At 73.1% G+C, this 24,701-nt stretch carries 19 protein-coding genes; 14 read left to right on the top strand and 5 right to left on the bottom strand.

What is annotated here, in order from left to right; genetic code table 11:
• Positions 1-35 precede the first annotated feature (35 nt).
• The 5 genes from ACFYXV_RS04550 (at position 36) to ACFYXV_RS04530 (ending at position 9,965) form a co-directional block, all read left to right on the top strand.
• Complete coding sequence (locus ACFYXV_RS04550; protein ID WP_389381997.1) at positions 36-2,759, top strand: serine/threonine protein kinase; 2,724 nt, start codon at positions 36-38, stop codon at positions 2,757-2,759.
• 124 nt (positions 2,760-2,883) lie between these two features.
• Positions 2,884-4,512: a serine/threonine-protein kinase gene (locus tag ACFYXV_RS04545; protein WP_389381996.1), complete on the top strand. Its 1,629-nt coding sequence runs from the start codon at positions 2,884-2,886 to the stop codon at positions 4,510-4,512.
• A 93-nt stretch (positions 4,513-4,605) separates the two neighbouring features.
• Complete coding sequence (locus ACFYXV_RS04540) at positions 4,606-6,234, top strand: succinic semialdehyde dehydrogenase (RefSeq protein ID WP_383498164.1); 1,629 nt, start codon at positions 4,606-4,608, stop codon at positions 6,232-6,234.
• 26 nt (positions 6,235-6,260) lie between these two features.
• The gene (locus tag ACFYXV_RS04535) at positions 6,261-8,093 is read left to right on the top strand and encodes a GMC oxidoreductase (protein WP_385468083.1); all 1,833 of its coding nucleotides are present in this window, start codon (positions 6,261-6,263) and stop codon (positions 8,091-8,093) included.
• Between the two features lie 192 nt (positions 8,094-8,285).
• The gene (locus ACFYXV_RS04530) at positions 8,286-9,965 is read left to right on the top strand and encodes a peptidase (RefSeq protein WP_389381995.1); all 1,680 of its coding nucleotides are present in this window, start codon (positions 8,286-8,288) and stop codon (positions 9,963-9,965) included.
• Positions 9,966-10,270: 305 nt separating this feature from the next.
• Here the strand turns inward: ACFYXV_RS04530 and ACFYXV_RS04525 are convergent, their stop codons facing one another.
• Positions 10,271-10,531, bottom strand: coding sequence for a chorismate mutase (locus tag ACFYXV_RS04525; protein WP_048478461.1), 261 nt, complete (start codon positions 10,529-10,531; stop codon positions 10,271-10,273).
• A gap of 316 nt (positions 10,532-10,847) precedes the next feature.
• Between ACFYXV_RS04525 and guaA the strand changes: the two genes are divergently transcribed.
• From guaA to ACFYXV_RS04505, 4 genes are all read left to right on the top strand, one after another.
• Positions 10,848-12,440: a glutamine-hydrolyzing GMP synthase gene (gene guaA / locus ACFYXV_RS04520; RefSeq protein WP_389381994.1), complete on the top strand. Its 1,593-nt coding sequence runs from the start codon at positions 10,848-10,850 to the stop codon at positions 12,438-12,440.
• A gap of 123 nt (positions 12,441-12,563) precedes the next feature.
• A complete protein-coding gene (locus tag ACFYXV_RS04515) occupies positions 12,564-13,355 on the top strand; it encodes a class II aldolase/adducin family protein (protein ID WP_389381992.1) in 792 nt (263 codons plus the stop codon).
• Positions 13,356-13,508: 153 nt separating this feature from the next.
• Entirely contained in the window at positions 13,509-14,759 is a 1,251-nt protein-coding gene (locus ACFYXV_RS04510) for a hypothetical protein (RefSeq protein ID WP_385476270.1), read from the top strand.
• Between the two features lie 103 nt (positions 14,760-14,862).
• Complete coding sequence (locus tag ACFYXV_RS04505; RefSeq protein WP_389382118.1) at positions 14,863-15,327, top strand: TQO small subunit DoxD; 465 nt, start codon at positions 14,863-14,865, stop codon at positions 15,325-15,327.
• On the opposite strand, the gene ACFYXV_RS04500 is transcribed toward ACFYXV_RS04505, so the two are convergent.
• On the bottom strand, positions 15,273-15,497 hold the full coding sequence (locus tag ACFYXV_RS04500) for a hypothetical protein (protein ID WP_389381991.1): 225 nt from the start codon (positions 15,495-15,497) through the stop codon (positions 15,273-15,275). The genes ACFYXV_RS04505 and ACFYXV_RS04500 overlap by 55 nt on opposite strands.
• The gene (locus ACFYXV_RS04495; RefSeq protein WP_389381990.1) at positions 15,484-16,833 is read right to left on the bottom strand and encodes a PspC domain-containing protein; all 1,350 of its coding nucleotides are present in this window, start codon (positions 16,831-16,833) and stop codon (positions 15,484-15,486) included. Before ACFYXV_RS04495 ends, ACFYXV_RS04500 begins: the two co-directional genes overlap by 14 nt.
• Positions 16,834-16,964: 131 nt before the next feature.
• Here ACFYXV_RS04495 and ACFYXV_RS04490 point away from each other — a divergent pair, with 131 nt between their 5' ends.
• The 3 genes from ACFYXV_RS04490 to ACFYXV_RS04480 are packed head-to-tail and all read left to right on the top strand — an operon-like array spanning position 16,965 to position 20,134.
• Positions 16,965-18,260: a PspC domain-containing protein gene (locus ACFYXV_RS04490; RefSeq protein WP_385476256.1), complete on the top strand. Its 1,296-nt coding sequence runs from the start codon at positions 16,965-16,967 to the stop codon at positions 18,258-18,260.
• The gene (locus ACFYXV_RS04485; protein ID WP_383340625.1) at positions 18,257-18,961 is read left to right on the top strand and encodes a LuxR C-terminal-related transcriptional regulator; all 705 of its coding nucleotides are present in this window, start codon (positions 18,257-18,259) and stop codon (positions 18,959-18,961) included. Before ACFYXV_RS04490 ends, ACFYXV_RS04485 begins: the two co-directional genes overlap by 4 nt.
• A gap of 60 nt (positions 18,962-19,021) precedes the next feature.
• The gene (locus tag ACFYXV_RS04480) at positions 19,022-20,134 is read left to right on the top strand and encodes an alpha/beta hydrolase (protein WP_385476254.1); all 1,113 of its coding nucleotides are present in this window, start codon (positions 19,022-19,024) and stop codon (positions 20,132-20,134) included.
• A gap of 18 nt (positions 20,135-20,152) precedes the next feature.
• Here ACFYXV_RS04480 and ACFYXV_RS04475 read toward each other — a convergent pair whose 3' ends face one another.
• Both ACFYXV_RS04475 and ACFYXV_RS04470 read right to left on the bottom strand, forming a co-directional pair.
• Positions 20,153-21,220, bottom strand: coding sequence for an NlpC/P60 family protein (locus ACFYXV_RS04475; protein ID WP_389381989.1), 1,068 nt, complete (start codon positions 21,218-21,220; stop codon positions 20,153-20,155).
• Between the two features lie 148 nt (positions 21,221-21,368).
• Entirely contained in the window at positions 21,369-21,722 is a 354-nt protein-coding gene (locus ACFYXV_RS04470; protein WP_383340634.1) for a hypothetical protein, read from the bottom strand.
• 101 nt (positions 21,723-21,823) lie between these two features.
• Between ACFYXV_RS04470 and ACFYXV_RS04465 the strand changes: the two genes are divergently transcribed.
• Both ACFYXV_RS04465 and pcrA read left to right on the top strand, forming a co-directional pair.
• Positions 21,824-22,171, top strand: a complete 348-nt coding sequence (locus ACFYXV_RS04465) for an ArsR/SmtB family transcription factor (protein WP_389381988.1) — start codon at positions 21,824-21,826, stop codon at positions 22,169-22,171.
• Positions 22,155-24,641, top strand: coding sequence for a DNA helicase PcrA (pcrA, locus tag ACFYXV_RS04460; RefSeq protein ID WP_385476246.1), 2,487 nt, complete (start codon positions 22,155-22,157; stop codon positions 24,639-24,641). The genes ACFYXV_RS04465 and pcrA overlap by 17 nt, the downstream gene beginning before the upstream one ends.
• The last annotated feature ends 60 nt before the right edge of the window (positions 24,642-24,701 follow it).

Raw genomic sequence — 24,701 nt, 5'->3', positions numbered from 1 at the left:
GGGGGACGTGCGCCCCGGCACTCGGGGGAGGCGAAGTGGAGGACTACGCGGGCCGGATCCTGGCCGGCCGCTACCGTCTGCCGCTTCCGCCGTCGGACGAGTACGAGCTCGTCGAGACCCGGGCCTTCGACACGCGCAGTGGGCAGGAAGTCCTGGTCCGGCAGGTGCCGTTGCCGGAGATCGTGGACGCCGAACTGCTGGACGGGGACGCGCCGGCCGCCGGCGGGCCACGGCCCGCAGCTGCGGCCGGGCGCCGGGCGGTGGGGGATCTGCCGGCCGTGCGCCGGGCGATCGCGGCGGCGCAGGCGGCCGCGTCCGTGCCGGACCATCCCCGGCTGGACCAGGTCTTCGACGTGTTCGCCGAGGGCGGGTCGCTGTGGATAGTGAGCGAGCTGGTGCCGGCGCGCCCGCTGGCGGCGCTGATCGCCGATGAACCGCTGAGCCCGTACCGGGCGGCGGAGGTCGCGGCGGACGTGCTGACCGCGTTGCGGGTGCTCCACGCGCACGGCTGGACACACCGGAACATCACGGTCCGGACCGTGTTGATATGCGATGACGGCCGGGTCGTCCTGACGGGCCTGGCGGCGGGCGCCGCGGAGGACGCCCTGTGCGGCTACGACCCGATCCCCGCGGAGTCCGAGCCTCCCGCTGCCGGGGCCTGGGACACCCCGCCTCCACCGGCCAAGGGCTGGGCCGCGGGACCGAGTTCCGGTGGTGGTCCGGGCCGGAGCGCGGAGCCCGCCGCTCCGCCCGGCGCGGGCCCGGTCGTACGGGGCGGGCCGGCGGGCGACGGCGCGGACGGCGACTCGGGCGCGGGCGGTTATGCGCCGCTCGTGGCGCCGGGGTACGACACCGGGCCGCGGTACTCCGACCACATCACCCCCCTGGCGGCGGGGGAGCGGCCCGACCTCAAGGCCGCCGCCCGCGCCGGGGCCATCGCCGCGTACCGGGCGGGGGCGCAGGCGGCCGCCGCGCGGGTCACCGAGCAGCGCAAGGGGGGCTCCGAGCCCGCGCCGGAGCCCAGGCCGCAGGGGTCGAAGCTCCCGCAGGGCTACTCGTACCCGTACGGGGGCCCGGACGGCGACGGCCGTACGAACGCGCCGTGGCACGGAGCCACCCCGCGCCGGCAGGCAGCGCTTCCGCCCGCCGGGCCGGCGCAGCCCGGGCAGGAGCAGGAGCCGAAGCCGGAGCAGGAGCCGGAGCCGGAGCCGGTGCGGGAGCCGGCGGCGGAGCCCGGATCGCGGCCCGACCCCGCGCCGGCGCGTACCGCGCTGCCCGCCCAACTCGCCCTGCCCGAGGGCTACCGCCAGGCCGAAGCCCCCGATCCGGCCGCCCACCTCCGCCCGGGCCTGCCCGGGCAGCCGGCGCCCCGGCCGTACGGCGGGGAGGGCCCGAGCATGGCTTCGTACCTGCCCTCCGCCGAGCCCGGCCGGCCCGAGCCGAACGGCCCCTACGGCTCGGACACGGGCGCGTACCCGCTTCCGGGGCAGCCGGAGGCCCGGCCCCTGCCGGGGCGGACCCTCCCCGCCCAGGCCGCTCAGCCCACCCCGCCGGCTCAGCCCACCCCGCCCGCTCAGGGCGCCGACGCGAGTTGGGGCGGCCTCCGGGGGCTGGGGGCCGAGCGGGCCCGGCTGACCCGGATGGCCGTCGTCGGGGCCGTCACCGAGCGGTGGGCCCCCGAGCAGGCCGGGTCCGTCACCGGGCCCTGGCAGCTGGCCGCGCCCATCGGGCCCGCCACCGACCTGTGGGGGCTCGGCGCACTGCTCTACCGCGCCGTCCAGGGGCACGCCCCGTACCCCGAGGACAACGTCACCGAACTGGTCGACATGGTCTGCGCCGAGTCCCCGGCCTTCGCCGAGGAGTGCGGCCCGCTGCGCCCCATCGTGGAGTCGCTGCTGCGCCAGGACCCCACCGAGCGCCCCGACTTCGAGGAACTCCGCGGCTGGCTGCGCTCGCTCGTCCGCTCCGCCCCCGAGCCGGACGGAGGCCTCGCCGCGCTCCCGCTGCCGGACCCGGCGCGGCTGCCCGTGGTGCGCCGTCGCGGCGACCTGCACGGCCGCCACCGCAACCCCGCCGCCTCCCGCAAGCCCCGGTCCCTCGGCCGGAGCCTGCTCCTCGGCGTCCTGGTCCTGCTCGCCGGGGCCGTCGCCTACGCCCTCTTCTTCCTGCCCGGGGAGTCCGGACAGCAGCCCGCCGCCGCCTCCAGGCCCCCCGCACGGGGCCCGTCCACCTCGCCCCCGGCATCCGCGAAGGAATCGCCGAAGGAGACGCCGAAGCCCTCGGCCGCCCAGACCCCCGCCGCCTCCGCCCCGCCCGGCTACACCACCCAACAGGACCCCGAGCACTTCGAGATCGCCGTACCGGGCGGGTGGGAGCGGCGCGGGATGAACGAGGCGGGGCAGGTGAGGTACACCGACGGGGAGTACGTCCTGACCGTCGTCCCCGGCCGGGACAAGGTCGAGGGCAATCCCGACCCGGCGACGTACCAGAAGGACAAGGAGCCGGAGCTGGCCCCGTACCGGTCCTCCACGTGGGCCAGCGGCGGCGACGTCAAGACCACCAAGGTCGGCAACCAGCTCCGCGTCACCGGCCGGTACACCTGGATCGACGGCAACGGCCGCAGCGTCGTCGCCCGCAATTTCGTCGTCGCGCTCGGCGGCAGCTACCACGTCGTCATGGTGACCGGGCCACAGGACGGTGAAGGCAAGGTCACCGAGGTCTTCGAAAAGGCCACGGGGAGTTACAAATCGGGTGGCTGAGGCGGACTGACGGTGACTCAGTACGGCGATTGCGTCACAGTGCAGCCGGAACCGAGGCTTCACGGTTCCAGGAGCCCCGAGCGCTCCGTAATCTGGCCCGAAGTGCACAGAGTGGCGGGGTTTCGTGGAACAGCAGACAGGTGCGGGTGCGGTGCTCGCAGGCCGGTACCGGCTCGTGGAGCCCATCGGCAGCGGCGGCATGGGCAAGGTGTGGCGCGCACATGACGAGCTGCTGCACAGGACCGTCGCCGTCAAGGAACTGACGGCGGGTCTGTACGTGGCCCAGGCCGATCGGGAGGTGCTGCACGCCCGCACCCAGAAGGAAGCCCGGGCCGCGGCCCGGATCCAGCACCCGGCGGTCGTGGTGGTCCACGACGTACTGGAGCACGACGACCGGCCGTGGATCGTCATGGAGTACATCGACGGGCCCTCCCTCGCGGACGCGGCCAAGGCGGCCGGCCGGATCGAGCCCGCCGAGGCGGCCCGGATCGGCCTCCACGTCCTGGGCGCGCTGCGCGCGGCGCACGCGGTCGGCGTCCTGCACCGGGACGTCAAGCCCGGCAACGTGCTGCTCGCGAAGGACGGGCGGGTCCTGCTCACGGACTTCGGGATCGCCGCGATCGAGGGCGACTCCTCCATCACGCGGACCGGCGAGATCGTCGGCTCCATCGACTACCTGGCGCCGGAGCGGGTCACCGGCGGCACCCCCGGCACCTCCTCCGACCTGTGGTCGCTGGGCGCGACCCTGTACACGGCGGTCGAGGCGCGCTCGCCCTTCCGCCGCACCTCGCCCATCTCCAGCCTCCAGGCCGTCGTCAACGACGAGCCGCCGGCGCTGCGCCAGGCGGGCGCGCTGGGCCCGGTCATCACGGCCCTGCTGCGCAAGGACCCCGGGGAGCGGCCCTCGGCGCAGGAGACCGAGCGGATGCTGATCGAGGCCATGGAGGGCCGCCAGCCCAAGGCCGCGCAGGCCTACGTGCCCACGCGCGCGGTGACTCCGGAGGAGCTGGCAGACGCCGCCGAGGAGGCGGCGCCGCAGGCACCCGCCCAGGCCCCCGCCCCGGCCCCCGACCAGGTCCGTACCGCCGCCCTGCCGGAACAGCCCGGCCCCGCCCCCGCGGCCCCGGGCGGCGGGTGGATCAAGCGGGCCGCCGCCATCGCCCTCGTGGCGGCGCTGGTCGGCGGCGGCGCGGTCTTCGGCGTACTGAAGTTCACCGGGGACGACGCGGGAGGCGGCGGCTCCGACAAGAACGCGAGCGCCCCCGACCGGCAGGACGGGGCCGCCGAGGCCGCCCCGCCCGCGGGCTACACCAAGGTCGTCGACCCCCTGGCCGGCTTCACGCTGTTCGTCCCGGACGGCTGGACGCGCAAGGCGAACGGCGACCAGATCGACTACACCCCGGACGACGGGAAGCACTTCATCCGCATCGCCTCCGACCCCACCCCGGACTACCGGGACCCGTACGCGCACCTGCTCGACCTGGAGACGCAGGTGGCGAAGCGGATGGACTACAAGAAGGTGCGGCTGAACCAGAACACCTTCCGGGACAGCACCCGGGCCGCGCTCTGGGAGTTCACCTACACGGAGAGGCAGACCCACCCGGGTCCGCGCCGTGCCAAGGAGCAGATGTACATCGCCCCGGACGGCACCGAGTACGCGGTCTACATCTCCGGCCCGACCTCCGACTGGGCCACGACCGAGCAGCAGTTCGACGTGGCGCTCAGCGGCTGGAAGCCGCCCGCGAAGCCCTGATCCCGTCATCCTGCCAGCGATCGCTGGCAGAAAAGGCAAAATCCGGTTACCGACGGGTACCCAAAGGCCTCCGGGCGGAATACGCTCACCGCCATGACGGACTCGCAGGCCCCGGCCCCCCTCCGCAGCGCACCGCAGCCCACCAATCCGGTCGCCCCCGCCCCGGCCGGTGCCCGTACCGCCGCCGACGTGGTGACCCCCGACCTGGTCACCCGGCTCACCCGCGGAGTGATCGGCTCCGGCCGGACCGCCAACCACACCCCCTTCACCGGGGCGAAGCTGGCGGACCTGCCCGAGGCCACCCCCGAGGACGTGGCCGAGGCCTTCGACCGGGCCCGCGCCGCCCAGGGCGCCTGGGCCGCCGTGCCCGTGCGCAAGCGGGCCGCCGTACTGCTCCGCTTCCACGACCTGGTCCTGGCCCGCCAGGCCGAGGTGCTCGACCTCATCCAGCTGGAGACCGGCAAGGCCCGCCTGCACGCGCACGAGGAGGTGCAGGCGGTCGCCGTCGCCGCCCGCCACTACGGCAGGAAGGCGCCCTCGTACCTGCGCCCCAAGGGCCACACGGGCGCCATCCCCACCCTCACCAAGGTCACCGAGCTGCGCCAGCCGCGCGGGGTCGTCGGTCAGATCGCCCCCTGGAACTACCCGCTCGAACTCTCCGTCGGCGACGCGCTGCCCGCCTTCGTGGCGGGCAACGCCCTCGTCATGAAGCCCGACACCGAGACCGCGCTGACCGCCCTGTGGGCCCGCGACCTGCTGATCGAGGCCGGACTGCCCGCCGAGGTCTTCCAGATCGTCCTCGGCGAGGGGCCCGTCGTCGGCCCCGAGGTGGTCCGGCACGCCGACTACGTCTCCTTCACCGGCTCCACCCGCACCGGCCGCGAGGTCGCCCGGGGCGCGGCCGCCCGCCTGGTCGGGGTCACCCTCGAACTCGGCGGCAAGAACGCCATGCTCGTCCTCGCCGACGCCGACGTCGAGAAGGCGGCCGCGGGCGCCGTCCGCGCCTGCTTCTCCTCCGCGGGCCAGCTCTGCATCTCCATCGAGCGGCTGTACGTCCACGCCTCGGTCGCCGACGCCTTCGTCGAGCGCTTCGCCGCCCGTACGAAGGCCATGCGGCTCGGCGCCTCCCTCGCGTACGGCGCCGACATGGGCTCGCTGGTCGGCGAGCGGCAGTTGGAGACCGTGCAGCGGCACGTCGACGAGGCCGTCGCCAAGGGCGCCACCCTGGTCGCGGGCGGCGCCGCCCGCCCCGACATCGGCCCGCTCTTCTACGAGCCCACCATCCTCGACGGGGTCGAGGCGCCGATGGCGGTCTGCGGCGAGGAGACCTTCGGGCCGGTCGTCTCGATCTACCGGTTCACCGACGAGGACGAGGCGATCGCGCAGGCCAACTCCACCGCGTACGGGCTCAACTCCAGCGTCTGGACCAAGGACGCCCGCCGCGGCCACGCCGTGGCCGCCCGCCTGCGCACCGGCACCGTCAACATCAACGAGGGCTACGCCCCCGCCTACGGCAGCGCGCAGGCGCCCATGGGCGGCATGAAGGACTCCGGCCTCGGCCGCCGGCACGGCTCCGAGGGCATCCTCAAGTACACCGAGGCCCAGACCGTCGCCCACCAGCGGCTGCTGCCGATGGCGCCCTCGCTGGGCATGGACGACGAGAAGTACGCGGCGTTCATGACCCGCAGCCTCAAGGTCATGAAGACGCTCCGATTCCGTTAGGCACCACTGCTCGGGGAGGCACCGCAGTGTCGGACAACACCGGCGAGAACGCGTACGAGAACGGCAGCGAGCACGCGTACGACTACGACGTGATCGTCATCGGATCGGGCTTCGGAGGGTCGGTCTCGGCACTGCGGCTCACCGAGAAGGGCTACCGGGTCGGCGTCCTGGAGGCGGGGCGCCGCTTCACCCGCGAGACCCTGCCGAAGAACAGCTGGGACCTGCGGAACTACCTGTGGGCCCCGGCCCTCGGGCTGTACGGGATCCAGCGGATCCACCTGCTCGGCAACGTGATGGTGCTCGCGGGCGCCGGGGTGGGCGGCGGCTCGCTCAACTACGCCAACACCCTGTACGTGCCGCCCACCGCCTTCTTCGAGGACCGGCAGTGGGCGTCGATCACCGACTGGCGCGAGGAACTCGCCCCGTACTACGACCAGGCCAAGCGGATGCTCGGCGTACGCCTGAACCCCACGATGACCCCCTCCGACGTCCACCTGAAGGCCGCCGCCGAGAAGATGGGCGTCGGGGACTCCTTCCACATGGCCCCGGTCGGCGTCTTCTTCGGCGACGGCGCGGACGCCGAGACCGGGGGAGGCCGCACGGCCCGTCCCGGCGAGGAGGTCCCCGATCCCTACTTCGGCGGCGCCGGCCCCTCCCGCAAGGCCTGCACCGAGTGCGGCGAGTGCATGACCGGCTGCCGGCACGGCGCGAAGAACACCCTGAACGAGAACTACCTCCACCTCGCCGAGCGCGCCGGAGCCGTCATCCACCCGATGACCACCGTCACCGCGCTCGCCGAGCACCCCGAGGGCGGATACCGCATCCGCACCGTCCCCACCGACGCCCGCCGCCGGGGCGCCGCCAAGGAGCTGCGGGCCCGGTACGTGGTCGTCGCGGCGGGCACGTACGGCACCCAGACCCTGCTGCACACCATGAAGGACAACGGGCTGCTCCCGCGCGTCTCGGACCGGCTCGGCGAGCTGACCCGGACCAACTCCGAGGGCATCGTGGGCGCGCAGACCGACGACCGGCGCTACCGCAGGCGGCACGGGCCGGGCCCCGGCGAGGAGCAGCGGGCCGACTTCACCCGGGGCGTCGCGATCACCTCGTCCGTGCACCCCGACGCCGACACCCACATCGAGCCCGTCCGCTACGGCAAGGGCTCCAACGCCATGGGGTTCATGACCGTCCTCCAGGTGCCGTACGGCAGGCACCGGGTACGGGCCTGGTTCGCCCGGACGGCCAGGCACCCGGTGCAGCTGGCGCGCTCGCTCTCCAACCGGCGCTGGTCGGAGCGGACGATCATCGGGCTCGTCATGCAGTCGCTGGACAACTCGCTGACGACGTACCGCAGGCCCGGCGGCCTCGGCAAGGGGCTGCTCACCGCCCGCCAGGGGCACGGCGCCCCGAACCCGGTGCAGATCAAGGAGGCCACCGAGGCGGCGACCCTGCTGGCCGAGGAGATCAACGGCTTCCCCGGCAGCAACATCGGAGAGCTGATGGGCACCCCGCTGACCGCGCACTTCCTCGGCGGCTGCCCGATCGGCGCCTCCGCGCAGGAGGGCGTGGTGGACCCGTACCACCGGCTGTACGGGCACCCGGGCATCTCCGTGGTGGACGGCTCGGCGGTCTCCGCGAACCTCGGGGTCAACCCGTCGCTGACGATCACGGCGCAGGCGGAGCGGGCGATGTCGTACTGGCCGAACAAGGGCGAGCAGGACCCGCGGCCGGAGCAGGGGGCGGCGTACGCCCGCCTGGCCGCGGTGGAACCGGCCCGTCCGGCGGTCCCGAAGGAGGCCTTCGGCGCGCTGCGGCTGCCGCTGCTGCTGCCGGTGCCGGAGGTCCCGAAGAAGGTCTGACACGTGGTCCGGCACGTGGTCCGGCACGTGGTCCGGCACGTGTCGCGGCGTCGGGTTCTGCGCTCCCCCTCCGAGCGCAGAACCCGACGCCGTGTACATAAGTGACAGGTGATCAGTCCGGATGGTTGCATGTGATGCCCGTCACCCGCCGAACGGGGCAACCGGGGCCCCTGCTCGACGGTCTCGATCTTCATGGACAAGCGCATCTCCCTTTTGGCCGCTACGGGTTTGGCGGCGCTGAGCCTCGGCGCGGCCGCCCCCGCGCTCGCCGCGGAACGGGCCTTCCCGCTCGTCGGCCCCTCCGCCCTCGTGCTCCAGCCGCATCCGGACACGGGCGGCTCGAAGGAGCGCGGCCTGCACTACGAGCTGGACTACGTGGGCCCCGGGAACAGCTTCCCGGGCGAGTTCACGGTCACCGTCGACCTGACCAAGGCCGCCGGCGTGGCCTCGGTCCGGCCGGACCCGGCCAAGCCCAGGCCGAACTGCACGGTGAGCGCCACCGCCATCGTCTGCAAGCAGCAGGGCCTGTCGGTCGGGGGCGCCGCCAACGCCAATGGCGTCGACCTGCTGGTCTCCGCCGCCAAGGACGCCAAGAACGGTGCGAGCGGCGAGATCGCGGTCACCGGCCGGGCGGAGGGCGCGAGCGTCACGCCGGTCACCACCAAGCTGACCGTCGGCGGCCCCGACCTGTACATGGGGGAGCTGCGGCTGGAGTCCGAGGTGACGGCCGGCGAGCAGCAGGACCTCCCGCTGGCCTTCGCCAACCGGGGGACGCTGCCCGCCAGGTCGGTCGCACTGGAGCTGGACGCCTCGGCGGGCCTGGAGCCGGCGGAGACGTACGACAACTGCCGGCCGCAGGGCCGCGGCGGCAGGGGCGCCACCACGGTCTGCCTCGTCGAGGGCGAGTTCCTGCCGGGCGAGTCCTACCGGCTCGCCCCCGAGACCCCGCTCCACCTCAAGACCACCGAGCGGGCCTACCAGGACGGGCTGCGGTACGCGGTCGTCCCCGACCCGGCGCCGGACAAGGGCGCGAACCAGAGCCGCCCTGCCACCGGCAAGCAGCTGAAGCTGGTCAAGGCCCCCGCCGCGGTGCCGCTCACCGGTTCCGCCGCGGCCGCGGGCCACGCCGAGAACACCGACCTCAACCCCGGTGACAACGAGCGAAGCCTCGAATTCACGGCCAAGGGCGCCCGGGCCGACTTCGAGGCGGTCACCGCCTCGCCCTCCGGCAAGGTGGGCGACACGGTCGCGGCCGAGCTCGGCTTCCGCAACAAGGGCCCGGCGGTGATCAGCCACCTGCGCTCGGGCCAGAGCGTGGCCCGTACCGACATCGTCGTGCCGGCCGGGGTGCAGGTCACGGACGCGCCCCTGAACTGCCGCGCGGTCAACGCCGACGGCAGCGACCGTACGGACCGGCTGGGCGCCCCGCGCTACTTCTGCGACGGCGGGCTGTTCGCGGACGCCCCCGGTACGTACACCGGCCGGTTCACGATGAAGATCGAGAAGGCCGTGGCGGACGCCAAGGGCTCGGTCACCGTCGGCGAGCCGGTGGCGGGCGGCACCAAGCCGCTCTCCTTCGACCCGGTCGCGGGCAACGCCAAGGCCGCGTTCACGGTCGAGGTCAAGGGCGGTGCGGGCCCGAGCCCGTCCGGCTCGGCCTCCGCGTCGCCGTCCCCGTCGGCCTCCGCCTCCGCCTCGGCTTCGGCCTCGGCCTCGCCGGGCACGTCCGCGACCGCCACCGGCGCCGCGGGTGGCAACCTGGCCTCGACCGGCAGCTCCGTCGGCCCGATCGCGCTGGGCGCGCTGGGTGCGGTGGCCGTCGGCGGCGCGCTGTTCGCGGGGGTGCGCCGCCGCTCGGGCGGGCACGCGTAGCCGGCGGGAACACCGCAAACGGCGCGAAAGCACAGAACGGCCGGCCAGGGGCGTCCCCCGGGCCGGCCGTCCTTTTCGGGGTGACCGGGCTGCTGTCCCCTGCCGTCCGGTCACGCGAAGGAGCGAGGTCCCACGACGCACCTCCCGACGGGCCGTACGTCTCATCGCTCCCGAAGAGCCACGCGTGGTGCTGCGGTCCCGCGCCTGGCTGACGCGGCCATCCACACCAACGAAGCCCCTCGGGGCCGGTCACGGTCCGGACGGGTGACGAACACGCGTAAGGCGGTCCGGACGCGGAACGGACCTCAGACCCGGCCGCGGCACAGCTCCAGCAGGGTCATCGCGAGAGTGGTCCCCGGCTTGCCGAGCGCGTCGCTCCAGTGCGCGAGCACCTCCATCTCGCGCGAGAGGTGCACCCGCCGGCCGCCCGAGGTGATCCGGGCCTCCTGGATGACGGTCGAGACGGCCATCCGCTCCTGGATCAGCCCGATGATCCGGTCGTCGATGGCGTCGATCCGCTCGCGGGACTCGGCGATCAGCTGCGCGGGGGTGGTGGTCACGGTCATCTTCTTACTCCTGTGGATTGCGGCGACAGGAGCGGAAACGCCAGAGCGCCCCGGTCCTGTCGGACCGGGGCGCTCTGGGAAGTCAGCGGCTCAAGCGAGCATCACGCGGACCCATGGCGACCGGACCGGCCGGTGCCATAGGTAAAGAGGAAGCTCAGCTGCTTGCGCACGGACAGGATTATGGCCCTCCGCCCCCTCCCGGGCCAACCCGGCCCGGATCGTGAGACGTGTGCCTCGGATGGTGCGACAAATCGGCGGCCTGCGCCACCGGTAGAATCGACAAAACAGCCACCCTCTTCCGCCGGAAGGCCGCCCCGTGCCAGAAGCACCCTCCGCCGCCCACGACAGCGCCCCGGACACGGTTCTCGTCGTCGACTTCGGCGCCCAGTACGCCCAGCTCATCGCCCGCCGCGTCCGCGAGGCACGGGTCTACAGCGAGATCGTCCCCAGCACGATGCCGGTGGCCGAGATGCTCGCCAAGGACCCGAAGGCGATCATCCTCTCCGGCGGCCCGTCCTCCGTGTACGAGGAGGGTGCTCCGCGCCTGGACGACGCCGACGCCCTCTTCGGCTCCGGCGTCCCCGTCTTCGGCATGTGCTACGGCTTCCAGCTGATGGCGACCACCCTCGGCGGCACCGTCGACAACACCGGCGCCCGCGAGTACGGCCGTACGCCGCTCGCCGTCTCCAAGGCCGGCTCCACCCTCTTCGAGGGCACCCCCGAGAACCAGTCGGTGTGGATGTCCCACGGCGACGCCTGCTCCGCCGCCCCCGAGGGCTTCACCGTCACCGCGTCGACGAACGTCGTCCCGGTCGCGGCCTTCGAGAACGACGAGAAGAAGCTGTACGGCGTGCAGTACCACCCCGAGGTGATGCACTCCACGCACGGCCAGCAGGTGCTGGAGCACTTCCTCTACCGCGGCGCCGGCCTGGAACCCACCTGGACCACCGGCAACATCGTCGAGGAGCAGATCGCGGCCATCCGCGAGCAGGTCGGCGACAAGCGCGCCATCTGCGGCCTGTCCGGCGGCGTGGACTCCGCGGTCGCCGCGGCCCTCGTCCAGAAGGCCATCGGCTCCCAGCTGACCTGCGTCTACGTCGACCACGGCCTGATGCGCAAGGGTGAGACCGAGCAGGTCGAGAAGGACTTCGTCGCCGCCACCGGCGTGCAGCTGAAGGTCGTCGACGCCCAGGAGCGCTTCCTGACCGCGCTGGCCGGGGTCTCCGACCCGGAGACCAAGCGGAAGATCATCGGCCGCGAGTTCATCCGCGTCTTCGAGCAGGCCCAGCTGGAGATCCTCCAGGAGGACGGCCCCGCGGTCGCCTTCCTGGTCCAGGGCACCCTGTACCCGGACGTGGTGGAGTCCGGCGGCGGCACCGGCACCGCCAACATCAAGTCCCACCACAACGTGGGCGGCCTGCCCGACGACATCGAGTTCGAGCTCGTCGAGCCGCTGCGCCAGCTGTTCAAGGACGAGGTCCGGATGGTCGGCCAGGAGCTCGGCCTGCCCGACGAGATCGTCCAGCGCCAGCCCTTCCCGGGTCCCGGCCTCGGCATCCGCATCGTCGGCGAGGTCACCAAGGAGCGCCTGGACCTGCTCCGCGAGGCCGACGCCATCGCCCGCCACGAGCTGACCGCGGCCGGCCTGGACCGCGAGATCTGGCAGTGCCCGGTCGTCCTGCTCGCGGACGTCCGCAGCGTCGGCGTCCAGGGCGACGGCCGCACCTACGGCCACCCGATCGTGCTGCGCCCCGTCTCCTCCGAGGACGCGATGACCGCGGACTGGACGCGCATGCCGTACGAGGTGCTCGCGCGGATCTCCACCCGCATCACCAACGAGGTGCCGGACGTGAACCGCGTCGTCCTCGACTGCACGAGCAAGCCCCCGGGCACCATCGAGTGGGAGTAGTCCCCACCCTTTGCGCGCACGTGGCCGAAGCCGCCGTTCTCCCCGGGGAGCGGCGGCTTCGCCGCGTGTATGGCCACTTGGCGCGGCCGCCGGTACCTTGCGCGGCGAGCCGAAGGAGGGGTCATGCCGGATCAGCCCGTACCCGGACCGGTGCCCGCGCGCACCCCGGCGCCCGCGCCCGTACCGGTGGACCGGCTGCGGTTCGCACTGCCGCCCGTCCACACCGACCCGGCCGGGGAGCGCGCGTACCGCAAGGAGCGGCTTGCCGGGGCGCTGCGGCTGTTCGGCCGCCTCGGGTACGAGGACGGGGTCGCCGGGCACATCACGGTGCGGGACCCGGAGTTCGCGGACTGCCACTGGGTGAACCCGTTCGGGCGGGCCCTGTCCGCACTCGGCGCCGACGACCTGCTGCTCGTCGACGGGGACGGGCGCGTGCGCCGGGGCGAGCGCCGGGTCAACGAGCTGGCCTTCGCCGTGCACGCCGCCGTGCACCGGGCCCGGCCCGACGCGGTGGCGGTGGTGCACGCGCACGCCCCGTACGGCAGGGCGCTGGCCGCGCTCGGCGAACTGCTCGCCCCCCTCAGCGAGGAAGCCTGCGCCTTCTACGAGGACCACGCGCTCCTGGACGGGTTCGCCGGGCCCGAGGACAGCGGGCGCATCGCCCGCGCCCTGGGCCCGTACAAGGCGCTGGTCCTTCGCAACCGCGGGATGCTGACGGTCGGCGACTCCGTGGACGCCGCGGCCTGGTGGTTCATCGCGGCGGAGCGCGCGGCGCAGGTGCAGCTGATCGCGCGGGCCGCCGGCAAGCCGGTGCCCGTCGACCACCGCACCGCGCTCGCCGCGCGGGCGCGTTTCGGCACGGATCTCGCCGCCTGGGTCAGCTACCAGCCGCTCTGGCAGGGCGTCGAGCCCTGAAACCACGGGGCGGGGCGGCTGGCGTCAACATCATGAACGGTTAATCACCTGCTCTGACATCGTGCGCAATCCGGAGCACTGCCGCAGTGGTGCACAATTCGCTGGCATTGCACCGTAGTTCAGAGAGGCGGCACGCACGTGGCTGTCCAAGAGATGTCCCGAAGCACCCACGGCGGCGCCTGCACCTGCGACGACTGCCCACACGGCGCGCAGGAGGGGCACCGGCGCGCCGTCGCCGCGTTCACCGAGAAGCGGGACGAGTTCGCCGCCGGCCAGGGGCTGCCGGCCGCGGTGGCACGATCCGCAGGAGCCTCCCGGCAGTGGGTCTCCGACGAGCTGACGCTGTCGGCCCGCACGGTCGCCGACCGGGGGCGGGAGGCCGGCAACTCCTGGCTGTACCTGTTCTCGCGGCGGGCCGTCCTCGCCGTGTGGATCGCCGCCGGTGTGCTGCTGCTGGTACAGGTCGGCACCGCGCTCGGCACCGGCTGGTCCACCGCCCGCACGGCAGGACTGCTCGCGGCGGTGGCCCTGGCCGGGCTGCTCACGGTCGCCGCCCGCCCCCAGTCGCTGCGCGGCGGGCTCCTCGCCCCGCTGGTCGGCGAGGACAACCGGCTGTCCACCTCGAAGGCCGTGCCGAGCGCCTGGGTGGTGCTGACGGCGTTCGCCGCGCTGCTGCCCGCGCTGCGGCTGGCCGCCTCGCCGCCGGGACCGCAGCGCCAGGCCCTGTACGCGGGGCTGGCGCTCGGGCGGGCGCTGCCGCTGCTGTCGGTGGTCGCGCTGACCTCGGCCGTGGCGGTGCTGGTGCGCCGGGTGGTCGCCGTAAGGATCCTGGGCCAGCGGATGCAGAAGCTGCCGGCGGACCGGCCGCGCGGGGTGGACCTGCTGACGGACGACGCGGGCCGAGGCAGCTTCCCGGACGCGCAGTACGTGCTGGTCTCCACGGTGGTGCTGGCCTTCGCGGCGGTGTCGATGGCCCGGTTCCCGGACCGGCTGCCGCGGCTGCCGTGGGCGCTGGCCATGCTGGTGGCCCTGTCGGCGGCGGTCTACCTCGCGGCGAAGTACGCGGAGGTGACCCGCCCGCTGATCCTGTCGGTGGTCCGCAGACGGGAGCCGGGCGACCTCGACGCGGCCATCCGGCCGGGCGACGACATCGAGATCCGCGGGGTGGGCTTCGTGCCACCCGGGGCGCAGACCCCGGAGATGCTGGCCCGGCTGGTCGTACGCGTCGGGGCGGTGCACGTCCACGTGCCCCTGGTGCCGGTCGCGGGCGGGTTCACGAACCCCTCGGACTCGGCGCTGACGGTGCCGGTCCCGGCGGAAGTGGAACCCGGGCGCATCGAGGTCCAGGTGGTGACGGCCGCCGGGGTGGAATCCAACCGCTGCACCATCGACGTGGCCGAGTGAGACGGGGTACACATGGGACGTGACCCGAACTGACGTCCCTTCCGCCGACCCGTCCGGCCCTTCCGGTCCCGCCGGTCCTTCCGGCAGATCCGGCCCTTCCGGAGTGCGGGAACGGGCCGCCCGGTACGCCCTGCTGCCGCTGCGGATCTTCCTCGGCGTGACCTTCGTCTACGCGGGCCTGGACAAGCTGACCGACCCCGCGTTCCTGTCCGCCTCCGGCACCGGCTCCATCGGCGAGCTGATGCACGGCGTGCGCGACACCGCCGCGATCCCCGCCCTGGTGGACTGGGCGCTGCACTCGCCCGCCGGGTTCGGGACGGCGCTGGCCGTCGGCGAGCTCCTGGTGGGCCTGGGGACCCTCGCCGGACTGCTGACCCGGATCGCGGCCACCGGCGGAGCGCTGATCTCGCTCAGCCTGTGGCTCACGGTGTCCTGGCAGGTCACCCCGTACTACTACGGCAACGACCTGGTCTACCTGATGGCCTGGATCCCGATGATCCTGGCCGGAGCGCCCTATCTCTCGCTGGACTCGCTGCTCCGGTCGCGCCGGTCCCGCCGGATCGCGTAGGCCACGATCCCCACCAGCGCGGCCAGACACAGCCCGCCCATGGTCATCGGGATGACCAGGAACCAGGGCAGGTCCGCCTCCCCGGTCGCGTCGAGCAGGTACAGCACGCCCGCCGTCACCAGGATCAGGCCGGCCAGCAGCCGTCCGGGCTGGAACTCATGACGCGGCACGGGCCACCTCCACCTGTCCGAAACCTGCGCTCAGGTCCAGCTCGATCGTTCCCCCGGCCTCGGTGCCGGCGGAGGGCTTCAAGGTCGCCCGCTGGGTTTCCCCACCGCTCTTGACCCGTACGTCCTGGCTGGTCTCCCCGGGCATGTGGATGTCGCCCAGCTTCACCGACACGTCGGCCTGCGCGGTGACCTCGCGGGGCACGATCACCTTGAGCCGGCCGGCCTCCAGGGAGGCGCGGACGGACAGCGTGGTGCCCTTCGGCACGTCCAGCCGGCTCAGGTCCAGCGTGGCCAGCCCGGTGCCCGCCGCGTAGACCGGTCTGACGTCGGCCACGGCGGCCGGCCGCCATTCCACGGACTTCCAGTCGGTGCCGATCTCGCGCGGCAGCGCCGAGGCTCCGGCCAGCAGCCCGGCCGTGATCACCGCCAGCAGGATCGTGCCGAAACCGGTGCGGCCCCTGAGCGAGCTGACCGCCAGACCCAGCCCGAACACGGCGAGCGCCGAGGCCAGACCGATCTGCAGTGCGTGCGAGAGGGTGCTGCCCTGCCAGACCGCGGCGGTGGCGCCGCCCCCGGCCAGCAGGGCCAGGACGAACACCCGGCCGCCGATGCCGCCGCGCGGGACCTTCGGGGCCGCGGCCCGGCCGGGGTCCTCGGCCCGGCCGATGTTCCGTGCGGCGTTGGCGTCGGCCGAGTCGTCCGGCCCCCACAGGTATCCGGTGGATCCCACCGGGCCGGTGGTGCCGTCCTTGACCAGCGGGTCCCGCCACCAGGACGGGCTGCCGGGCACGGGCGGCGCCTGGGTCTCCGGCGGGGCGGGGGCCGGACGGTGCGCCGCCTGCGGCTCGGCCTCGGGGGCGGCGGTCTTGCGGCGGCGCTGAGACCAGTACCCGGCCCCGCCGAGGGCCAGGATCACCAGGACGGAGAACACCGCCAGCCCGCCGTTGTCCAGCATCGACAGGAACAGCGCGCAGCCGACCAGGGCCGCGAACACCGCCGCCAGGGTGGCCCCCTCGACCCGGCCGGTCAGCAGCTTCTTCGCCTCGCTGTCCTCCTCGCCCTCGACCGGCAGCAGCAGCCAGGCGAAGCCGTAGAAGATGAGGCCGACCCCGCCGGTGACCGCGAGGACGCCGAGCACGATCCGGAAGATCACCGGGTCCAGGTCGAAGTACCGGCCGAGGCCGCCGCACACGCCCGCGAGGACCTTGTCACGCTTGGCGCGGCGCAGCGGCGGCCGCTCGGCGGCGCGGTCTGCGGGCCGGTCTGCGGGCCGGTCGCCGGGCGGCGGCGCCGCGGTGGCACCGGCCGGCGAAGGCGGGGAGTCGTGCTTGGTCATGGCTCCATGGTGACAACCCGCCGCACCCCGCGGCACCGGGACCGACCCTGGCACAACCCTGATATCCCCCCGACGGAACTGGGGGGCCGCCCTGATGTCCCGTACGCCGCCCGCGTGTGACCATCAATGGCATGCCCGTCTCCACCGCCCCCCGTCCCCCGCACACGACCGAAGCCGACGAACCGCCGCAGCGCAAGCTCTACCGCAGCGCCGACGGCCGGATGCTCGGCGGTGTCGCGCGCGGTCTCGCCGGGCACCTCGGGCTGCCGGTCGTCTGGGTCCGGCTCGCCTTCCTCGGCCTGTTCATGTGGGGCGACGGGCTGGGCGTGCTGCTCTACGCCGCGTTCTGGGTGTTCGTACCCCTGGGGGTCGGCGGCCGCACCGGCCACCGCTCCTTCTTCGAGACCCTCCCCGACGGCACCCGCCGCCTGCGCAAACCCGACCGAGGGCAGCTCACCGCCCTCATCGCCCTGTGCATCGGCGCCGGCATCTTCATCTCCAAGGTCCAGCTCGGCGGCACCTCCGGCCGGTACGTGTGGCCGACGCTGCTGGTCGGCGCCGGCGTGGTCCTCGTCTGGCGCCAGGCCGACAACGCCCGGCGCGCCCACTGGGGCGCCGCCGCCGGGCGCAACGCGCGCCTGCTCCAGATCGCCCGCGGGTTCGCGGGGGTCGCCCTGGTCGGCGTCGGCCTGACCGTCTTCATCGTCGTACGCGGCTCGGCGGCCCAGCTCGGCAACGTGCTGACCGCCGCCCTCGCCGTCCTCGTCGGCATAGCCCTGCTCGCCGGACCCTGGCTGATCCGGATGACCCAGGACCTCTCCGAGGAGCGCCTGATGCGCATCCGCGCCCAGGAGCGCGCCGAGGTCGCCGCCCACGTGCACGATTCGGTGCTGCACACCCTGACCCTGATCCAGCGCAACGCGGAGGACGTCGGCGAGGTCCGCCGACTGGCCCGCGCGCAGGAGCGGGAGCTGCGGAACTGGCTGTACAAACCGGAGGGCACCGGCAAGGAGGAGGCCGAGGAGCCCACCACCCTCGCGGAGGCCGTCAAGAAGACGGCCGCCGAGGTGGAGGACCACCACGGAGTCCCGATCGAGGTCGTCGTCGTCGGTGACTGCCCGCTCGACGAGAGGCTCGGCGCACAGGTCCAGGCCGCGCGCGAGGCGATGGTCAACGCCGCCAAGTACGGTGGCGACGGCGGGCCGGTGCAGGTGTACGCCGAGGTGGAGGGGCAGACCGTGTTCGTGTCCGTACGGGACCGGGGGCCGGGCTTCGACATCGACGCGGTACCGGACGACCGCATGGGCGTACGAGAATCGATCATCGGCCGGATGCAGCGCAACGGCGGGACCGCACGGCTGCGGTCCGCGCCCGACGGCGGCACGGAAGTCGAGCTGGAAATGGAGAGGGCGGCGAACGCAGCATGACCGAAGAGACGACCGGCAGCACGACCGGCGCGCCGGTGGGCAGGCACGTCCGGGTGGTGCTCGTCGACGACCACCGGATGTTCCGCACGGGAGTGCAGGCCGAGATCGGCGAGACCGGCCGGACCGGGGTCGAGGTCGTCGGCGAGGCGGCCGATGTCGACCAGGCCGTCACCGTCATCACCGCCACCCGGCCCGAGGTGGTCCTGCTCGACGTGCACCTGCCCGGCGGCGGCGGGGTCGAGGTGCTGCGGCGCTGCGCCCCGCTGATGGCGGCCGCCGAGAACCCGGTGCGGTTCCTGGCCCTGTCGGTGTCGGATGCCGCGGAGGACGTCATCGGGGTCATCCGGGGCGGCGCCCGCGGGTACGTCACCAAGACCATCACCGGAACCGACCTGGTGAACTCGGTCTTCCGGGTGCAGGAGGGCGACGCGGTGTTCTCGCCGCGGCTGGCGGGCTTCGTGCTCGACGCCTTCGCCTCGACGGACGCGCCGCCGGTCGACGAGGACCTGGACCGCCTCACCCAGCGCGAGCGCGAGGTGCTCCGGCTGATCGCGCGCGGGTACGCGTACAAGGAGATCGCCAAGCAGCTCTTCATCTCCGTGAAGACCGTGGAATCGCACGTCTCGGCGGTACTCAGGAAGCTCCAGCTCTCCAACCGGCACGAGCTGACCCGCTGGGCGACGGCCCGCCGCCTGGTGTGACCGACGCCGCAGGGGGCGGGGGCAACCGCGCGGCGGCGCGGCGCCCTCTTGGGTGGCGTGATGAGCTTGACGGGGTTTCCCCTGTTCGCGACGGCGATCGCCCTCACGGCGATCGCCGTTCTCCTGCCGCTGGCCGTGTGGAGCAAGGTGCGCGGCCCCGCCGTCGTACGCGTGTCGACCCGGGCCCTGATGGTGGTGTTCGCCCAGGTGACCGCCGTCGCGCTGGTGTTCATCTCGGTGAACCGCGAGGAGAACTTCTACGCGTCCTGGGGTGACCTGCTGGGCACCGGCAAGTACGTCACGGCCGCCCCCGACCTCGGCGCGGACGGTCTCGGCGGCAAGAAGGCCGCGGAGGTCAAGGCCGAGCCGAAGGTGCTCCAGGACTTCCAGCCGGTCGAGGGCCTCGGCGGCCGGGTCAAGAAGACCGAGCTCAACGGCAAGATCTCCGGGGTCAAGGGCGACGTCATGGTGTGGCTCCCGCCGCAGTACGACGACCCGGCGTTCAAGAACAAGAAGTTCCCGGTGGTCGAGCTGATCCCGGGCATACCGGGGACGGGCAAGTCCTGGTTCCAGGGGCTCAAGGCGGCCGAGGTGCTGGAGCCGCTGATGAAGAGCGGCAAGGTGCAGCCGTTCATCCTGGTCTCGCCGCGCGCCATGCTGCTGGGCAACGGCGACACCGGATGCGCGAACATCCCGGGCAAGGTGAACGCGGACAGCTGGTTCAGCGTCGACGTCCGCAAGATGGTCACCGACAACTTCCGTGCCTCCGACGAGGCCCGCACCTGGGGCGTGGCCGGCTATTCGGCGGGCGCGTACTGCGCCGCCAAGCTGGCGATCCTGCACCCCGACCGCTACAGCGCGGCCGTATCCCTCTCCGGCTACAACGACCCGGGCCAGGAGCCCACCTCGCTGGTCGCCCAGGACCCCGAGATGCGGCGGACCCACAACCTGAAGGCCCTGCTCAAGGCCGCGCCCGCGCCGCCGGCGGTCTCGCTGTGGATGTCGGGCGCCGAGCAGGACGGCTACCTGTCCGGCACGGACCTCAAGGCCATCGCGCAGAACCCGACCACCGTGCACGCGGAGAAGGTCACCGGCGGACACAACCTCGACTCGTGGTCGAAGCAGCTCCCCGCGGTGTTCGCCTGGCTGACCACGCAGGTCAAGGCGCCGTAGGGCGCTCGCGCCGCCCTCTCACGCAGGGCGGGCGGCCCCCGCCCACGGCATCGAGTCGATCGGGGCCAGGCGGACCGTCGACCCGGGGCGCGGGGCGTGGATCATCTGGCCGTTGCCGACGTACAGGCCGACGTGGGTGACCCCGGAGTAGAAGAACACCAGGTCACCGGGGGCCAGCTGATCGCGGGAGACCCGCTGTCCGGCGTTGATCTGGGTGTAGGTGGTCCGGGGGAGGGAGACCCCGGCCGAGCGCCAGGCCGCCTGGGTCAGGCCCGAGCAGTCGAACGAGCCCGGCCCCGTCGCGCCCCACACGTACGGCTTGCCGATCGCCCCGTACGCGAACGCCACCGCGCGGGCTGCCCGCGAACCGTCCGCGGGCGCCGGCGGGGCCGTGGCCGTGGCTGTGGCCGTGGCCGGCGCACCGGCCGGGGCCGCACCGCCCGACTGGGCCTCGTACGCGGCCCGCTCCTCGGCCGTGAGCTTGGCCAGCAGCCGCTTCGCGGTGTCGAGCTTGCCCTCGACGGCGGCCTTGTACTCGGCGAGTTCGCCCTCGCGGGCGCGCAGGTCGGCGAGCCGGCCGCCGGCCCGGTCCCTGAGCTGCGCGACCTCGTCGAGCTGCCGTCGTACGGACGCCACCTCGGCGGCGCTGCGGTCGCCGGTCCGGGTGAGGAACGAGGCCTGGTCCAGGTAGTCCTGGGGATCGGCGGCCAGCGCCAGCCGCATGGCCGGCCCCAGTCCGCCGGTGCGGTACTGGCCGGCGGCGAGGGACCCGAGCGCCCGGCGGGCGGTGTTCAGCCGGTCGGTCTTGCGAGCGGTCTCGTCGCGCAGTGCGTCCAGCGCGCGCTGGGCCTCGTCTGCCTGCTCCTTCGCCCCGTTGTACCGCTCGGCGCTCTCCTCGGCCTCCTCGTAGAGCCGGTCCACCTCCGCCTTCACCTGGGAGGGCGTCTGCTGGGGATCGGCCTGCGAGGTGCCTTCGAAGGCGGTGGCGGTGGCAGCGCCCGCGAGGGCGAGCGTCGCTGCGGTCCGCACGGTTCCGCGGGAGAGCGGATGGAGCGGGCGCTGCCTGGGCTTTCGGTGACTGGCCACGAGGGCCTCACGTCCTTCCTCGCTCGGGAGCTCGGTGCTTGGAGGAGGACGCTAGACCGGAAGGTAACGGTCGGGTGACGAGATGATCGCAAGTGCCCCGACGTGAACTGATGTGGCCGGATGTGGCTGTTGTGGTTCGCTGTCGGGATCAGTGCCAGAGGACGGCGATGAAGATATTGACCACGGTCAGCCCGCCGACCGCGCCGAACAGCGCCTTGTCCACGTGCTCCTCGTCCCGCTTCACGTAGACGAGCGCCAGGATCACGAAGAGGACGGCGAGCTTCACGCCGATCTTGATGTTGTTGACGTGGCCGCCGTCCATCTCGCGGAAGCCGACCAGCAGGACGCCGGTGACGAGCATCGTCAGCGCGCCGTGCAGCATCGCGGGCACGAAGCGGGCGGTGCCGGCGCTCATCGCCTTCATCTGCGTGAGGAAACCGCCCAGCAGGGAGGCGATGCCGATGATGTGCAGGCCCACGAAGACACTGATGAGTACGTCCATGGCGCCGAGCCTACGGGGGCTCCCGATCGGCCCGGGATGCGGGTCACGAGGTCTTCGCAGGACCCGGCCGGGTCCGTACGAGATCTGCGTACAGTGAGGGCATGCCTGCCGCTGCCGAGCCGACCCGTCCTTGCGCCGAGGACCTCGACCTGGCCGAGGTGCTCGCCGCCCTGGGGCACCCCGTCCGCCTCGACATCGTCCGCAAGCTGGCCTCCGGCGAGCGGACGTTCTGCGGCGAAGTAGTGCCTGACCTGCCCCGATCCAGCGTCACGCACCACCTCAAGACGCTCCGCGAGAGCGGGCTGATCAGCCGGCGCCCGCAAGGCCGCAAGCTCTACCTCGTGCTGCGCCGCGACGATCTGGAGCGGTGCTTCCCCGGTCTCCTGGAACTCGTGCTGGCGTGTCGGTCCCGCCCCCTAGACTCGGAATGCGATGAGCAGCCTCTTTGACGACAGTTTCCTGGCGGACCTCACCCCCTCCGACGAGGTCCCCCCGCCGCCCGAGGATCACCCCGCGCCGGAGGAAGGCGCGGACGATCTCTTCGGGGGTCACTTCGACGTGCCCATGAGCGGTGACGCGTACTACCGGGACGGCGCCCCCAAGCCCGTCATCGATCCGGCGACCCTCCTGGACGGGCTGAACGAGCAGCAGGCCGCGGCCGTCGTGCACGCCGGCTCCCCGCTGCTCATCGTGGCCGGCGCCGGCTCCGGCAAGACCCGGGTGCTGACCCACCGCATCGGCCACCTGCTGGCCGCGCGGAACGTCCACCCCGGCCAGATCCTGGCGATCACCTTCACCAACAAGGCCGCCGGCGAGATGAAGGAGCGCGTGGAGGGCCTGGTCGGCCCGCGCGCCAATGCCATGTGGGTGTCCACCTTCCACAGTGCCTGCGTGCGCATCCTGCGCCGCGAGTCCAAGCGCCTCGGTTTCACCTCGTCCTTCTCGATCTACGACGCGGCCGACTCGAAGCGACTGATGGCGCTCGTCTGCCGTGACCTGGACCTGGACCCGAAGAAGTTCCCGCCCAAGGCCTTCAACGCCAAGATCTCGAACCTGAAGAACGAGCTGATCGACGAGGACGCCTTCGCCGGGCAGGCCGCCGACGGGTTCGAGAAGACGCTCGCCCAGGCGTACGCGATGTACCAGGGGCGGCTGCGCGAGGCCAACGCGCTCGACTTCGACGACATCATCATGACGACCGTCCACCTGCTCCAGGCGTTCCCGGACGTCGCCGAGCACTACCGGCGGCGCTTCCGGCACGTGCTGGTGGACGAGTACCAGGACACCAACCACGCCCAGTACACGCTGGTGCGCGAGCTCGTCGGCACCGGCTACCCGGACCTGCCGCCGGCCGAGCTCTGCGTGGTGGGTGACGCCGACCAGTCGATCTACGCCTTCCGCGGCGCGACCATCCGCAACATCCTCCAGTTCGAGGAGGACTACAAGGACGCGACGACGATCCTGCTGGAGCAGAACTACCGCTCCACGCAGACGATCCTGTCCGCCGCCAACGCGGTCATCGAGCGCAACGAGAACCGCCGCGCCAAGAACCTGTGGACCCAGGCCGGCACCGGTGCGGTCATCACCGGCTACGTCGCGGACACCGAGCACGACGAGGCGCAGTTCGTCGCCGACGAGATCGACCGGCTGACGGACGCCGGGGACGCCAAGGCCGGGGACGTCGCGATCTTCTACCGGACGAACGCGCAGTCGCGCGTGTTCGAGGAGATCTTCATCCGCGTCGGACTCCCGTACAAGGTCGTCGGCGGCGTCCGCTTCTACGAGCGCAAGGAGGTCCGCGACGTCCTCGCGTACCTGCGCGTGCTCGCGAACCCCGAGGACAACGTCCCGCTCCGCCGCATCCTGAACGTGCCCAAGCGCGGTATCGGCGAGCGCGCCGAGGCGATGATCGACGCCCTCGCGATGCGCGAGAAGATCACCTTCCCGCAGGCGCTGCGGCGCGTGGACGAGGCGTTCGGCATGGCGGCGCGCTCCACCAACGCGGTGAAGCGGTTCAACGTGCTGATGGAGGAGCTCCGCACGATCGTCGACTCGGGCGCGGGCCCGGCGGTCGTGCTGGAGGCGGTGCTGGAGCGTACGGGCTACCTCGCCGAGCTCCAGGCCTCGACCGACCCGCAGGACGAGACGCGCATCGAGAACCTCCAGGAGCTCGCGGCCGTGGCCCTGGAGTTCGAGCAGGCCCGCGGCGAGGAGAACCCGGGAACGCTCGCGGAGTTCCTGGAGCAGGTCGCGCTCGTCGCGGACTCCGACCAGATCCCCGACGAGGACGAGGACGGTTCGGGCGTCATCACGCTGATGACCCTGCACACCGCCAAGGGCCTCGAATTCCCGGTGGTCTTCCTGACCGGCATGGAGGACGGGGTCTTCCCGCACATGCGGGCCCTGGGCCAGACCAAGGAGCTGGAGGAGGAGCGCCGCCTCGCGTACGTCGGCATCACGCGTGCGCGCGAGCGGCTGTACCTGACCCGTTCGTCGATGCGCAGCGCGTGGGGCACCCCCTCGTACAACCCGCCTTCGCGGTTCCTGGAGGAGATCCCGGGCGAGTACCTGCAGTGGAAGCGGACGGGAGCGGCGCAGAAGCCCGCGGGCCCGATGCGCGGCTCCTCGTACGGGTCCTCCGGTTCGGGCGGCTCCAAGGCCACGTTCGGGACCTCGCCGGAGGCGTTCCTTTCCTCGTCGCGCACGAAGTCGGGCCCGTCCGGGTTCGCGACGCGCCGGGCCGCCGACAAGCCGGTCATCGCGCTGGCGGTCGGGGACCGGGTCACGCACGACCAGTTCGGGCTGGGCACGGTCATGGAGGTCAGGGGCGCCGGCGCGGACGCGCAGGCCACCGTCGACTTCGGGGACGACAAGCCGAAGCGCCTGCTGCTGCGCTACGCGCCGGTGCAGAAGCTCTGACGGGAGCCTTGAGGGGGAACGCGCGGGGCCCGGGAATCGCTTCCCGGGCCCCGCGCGTCG

This window comes from Streptomyces sp. NPDC002181, assembly GCF_042890485.1.
Classification (GTDB): Bacteria; Actinomycetota; Actinomycetes; order Streptomycetales; family Streptomycetaceae; genus Streptomyces.
This window is presented reverse-complemented; position numbering and strand designations above follow the sequence as displayed.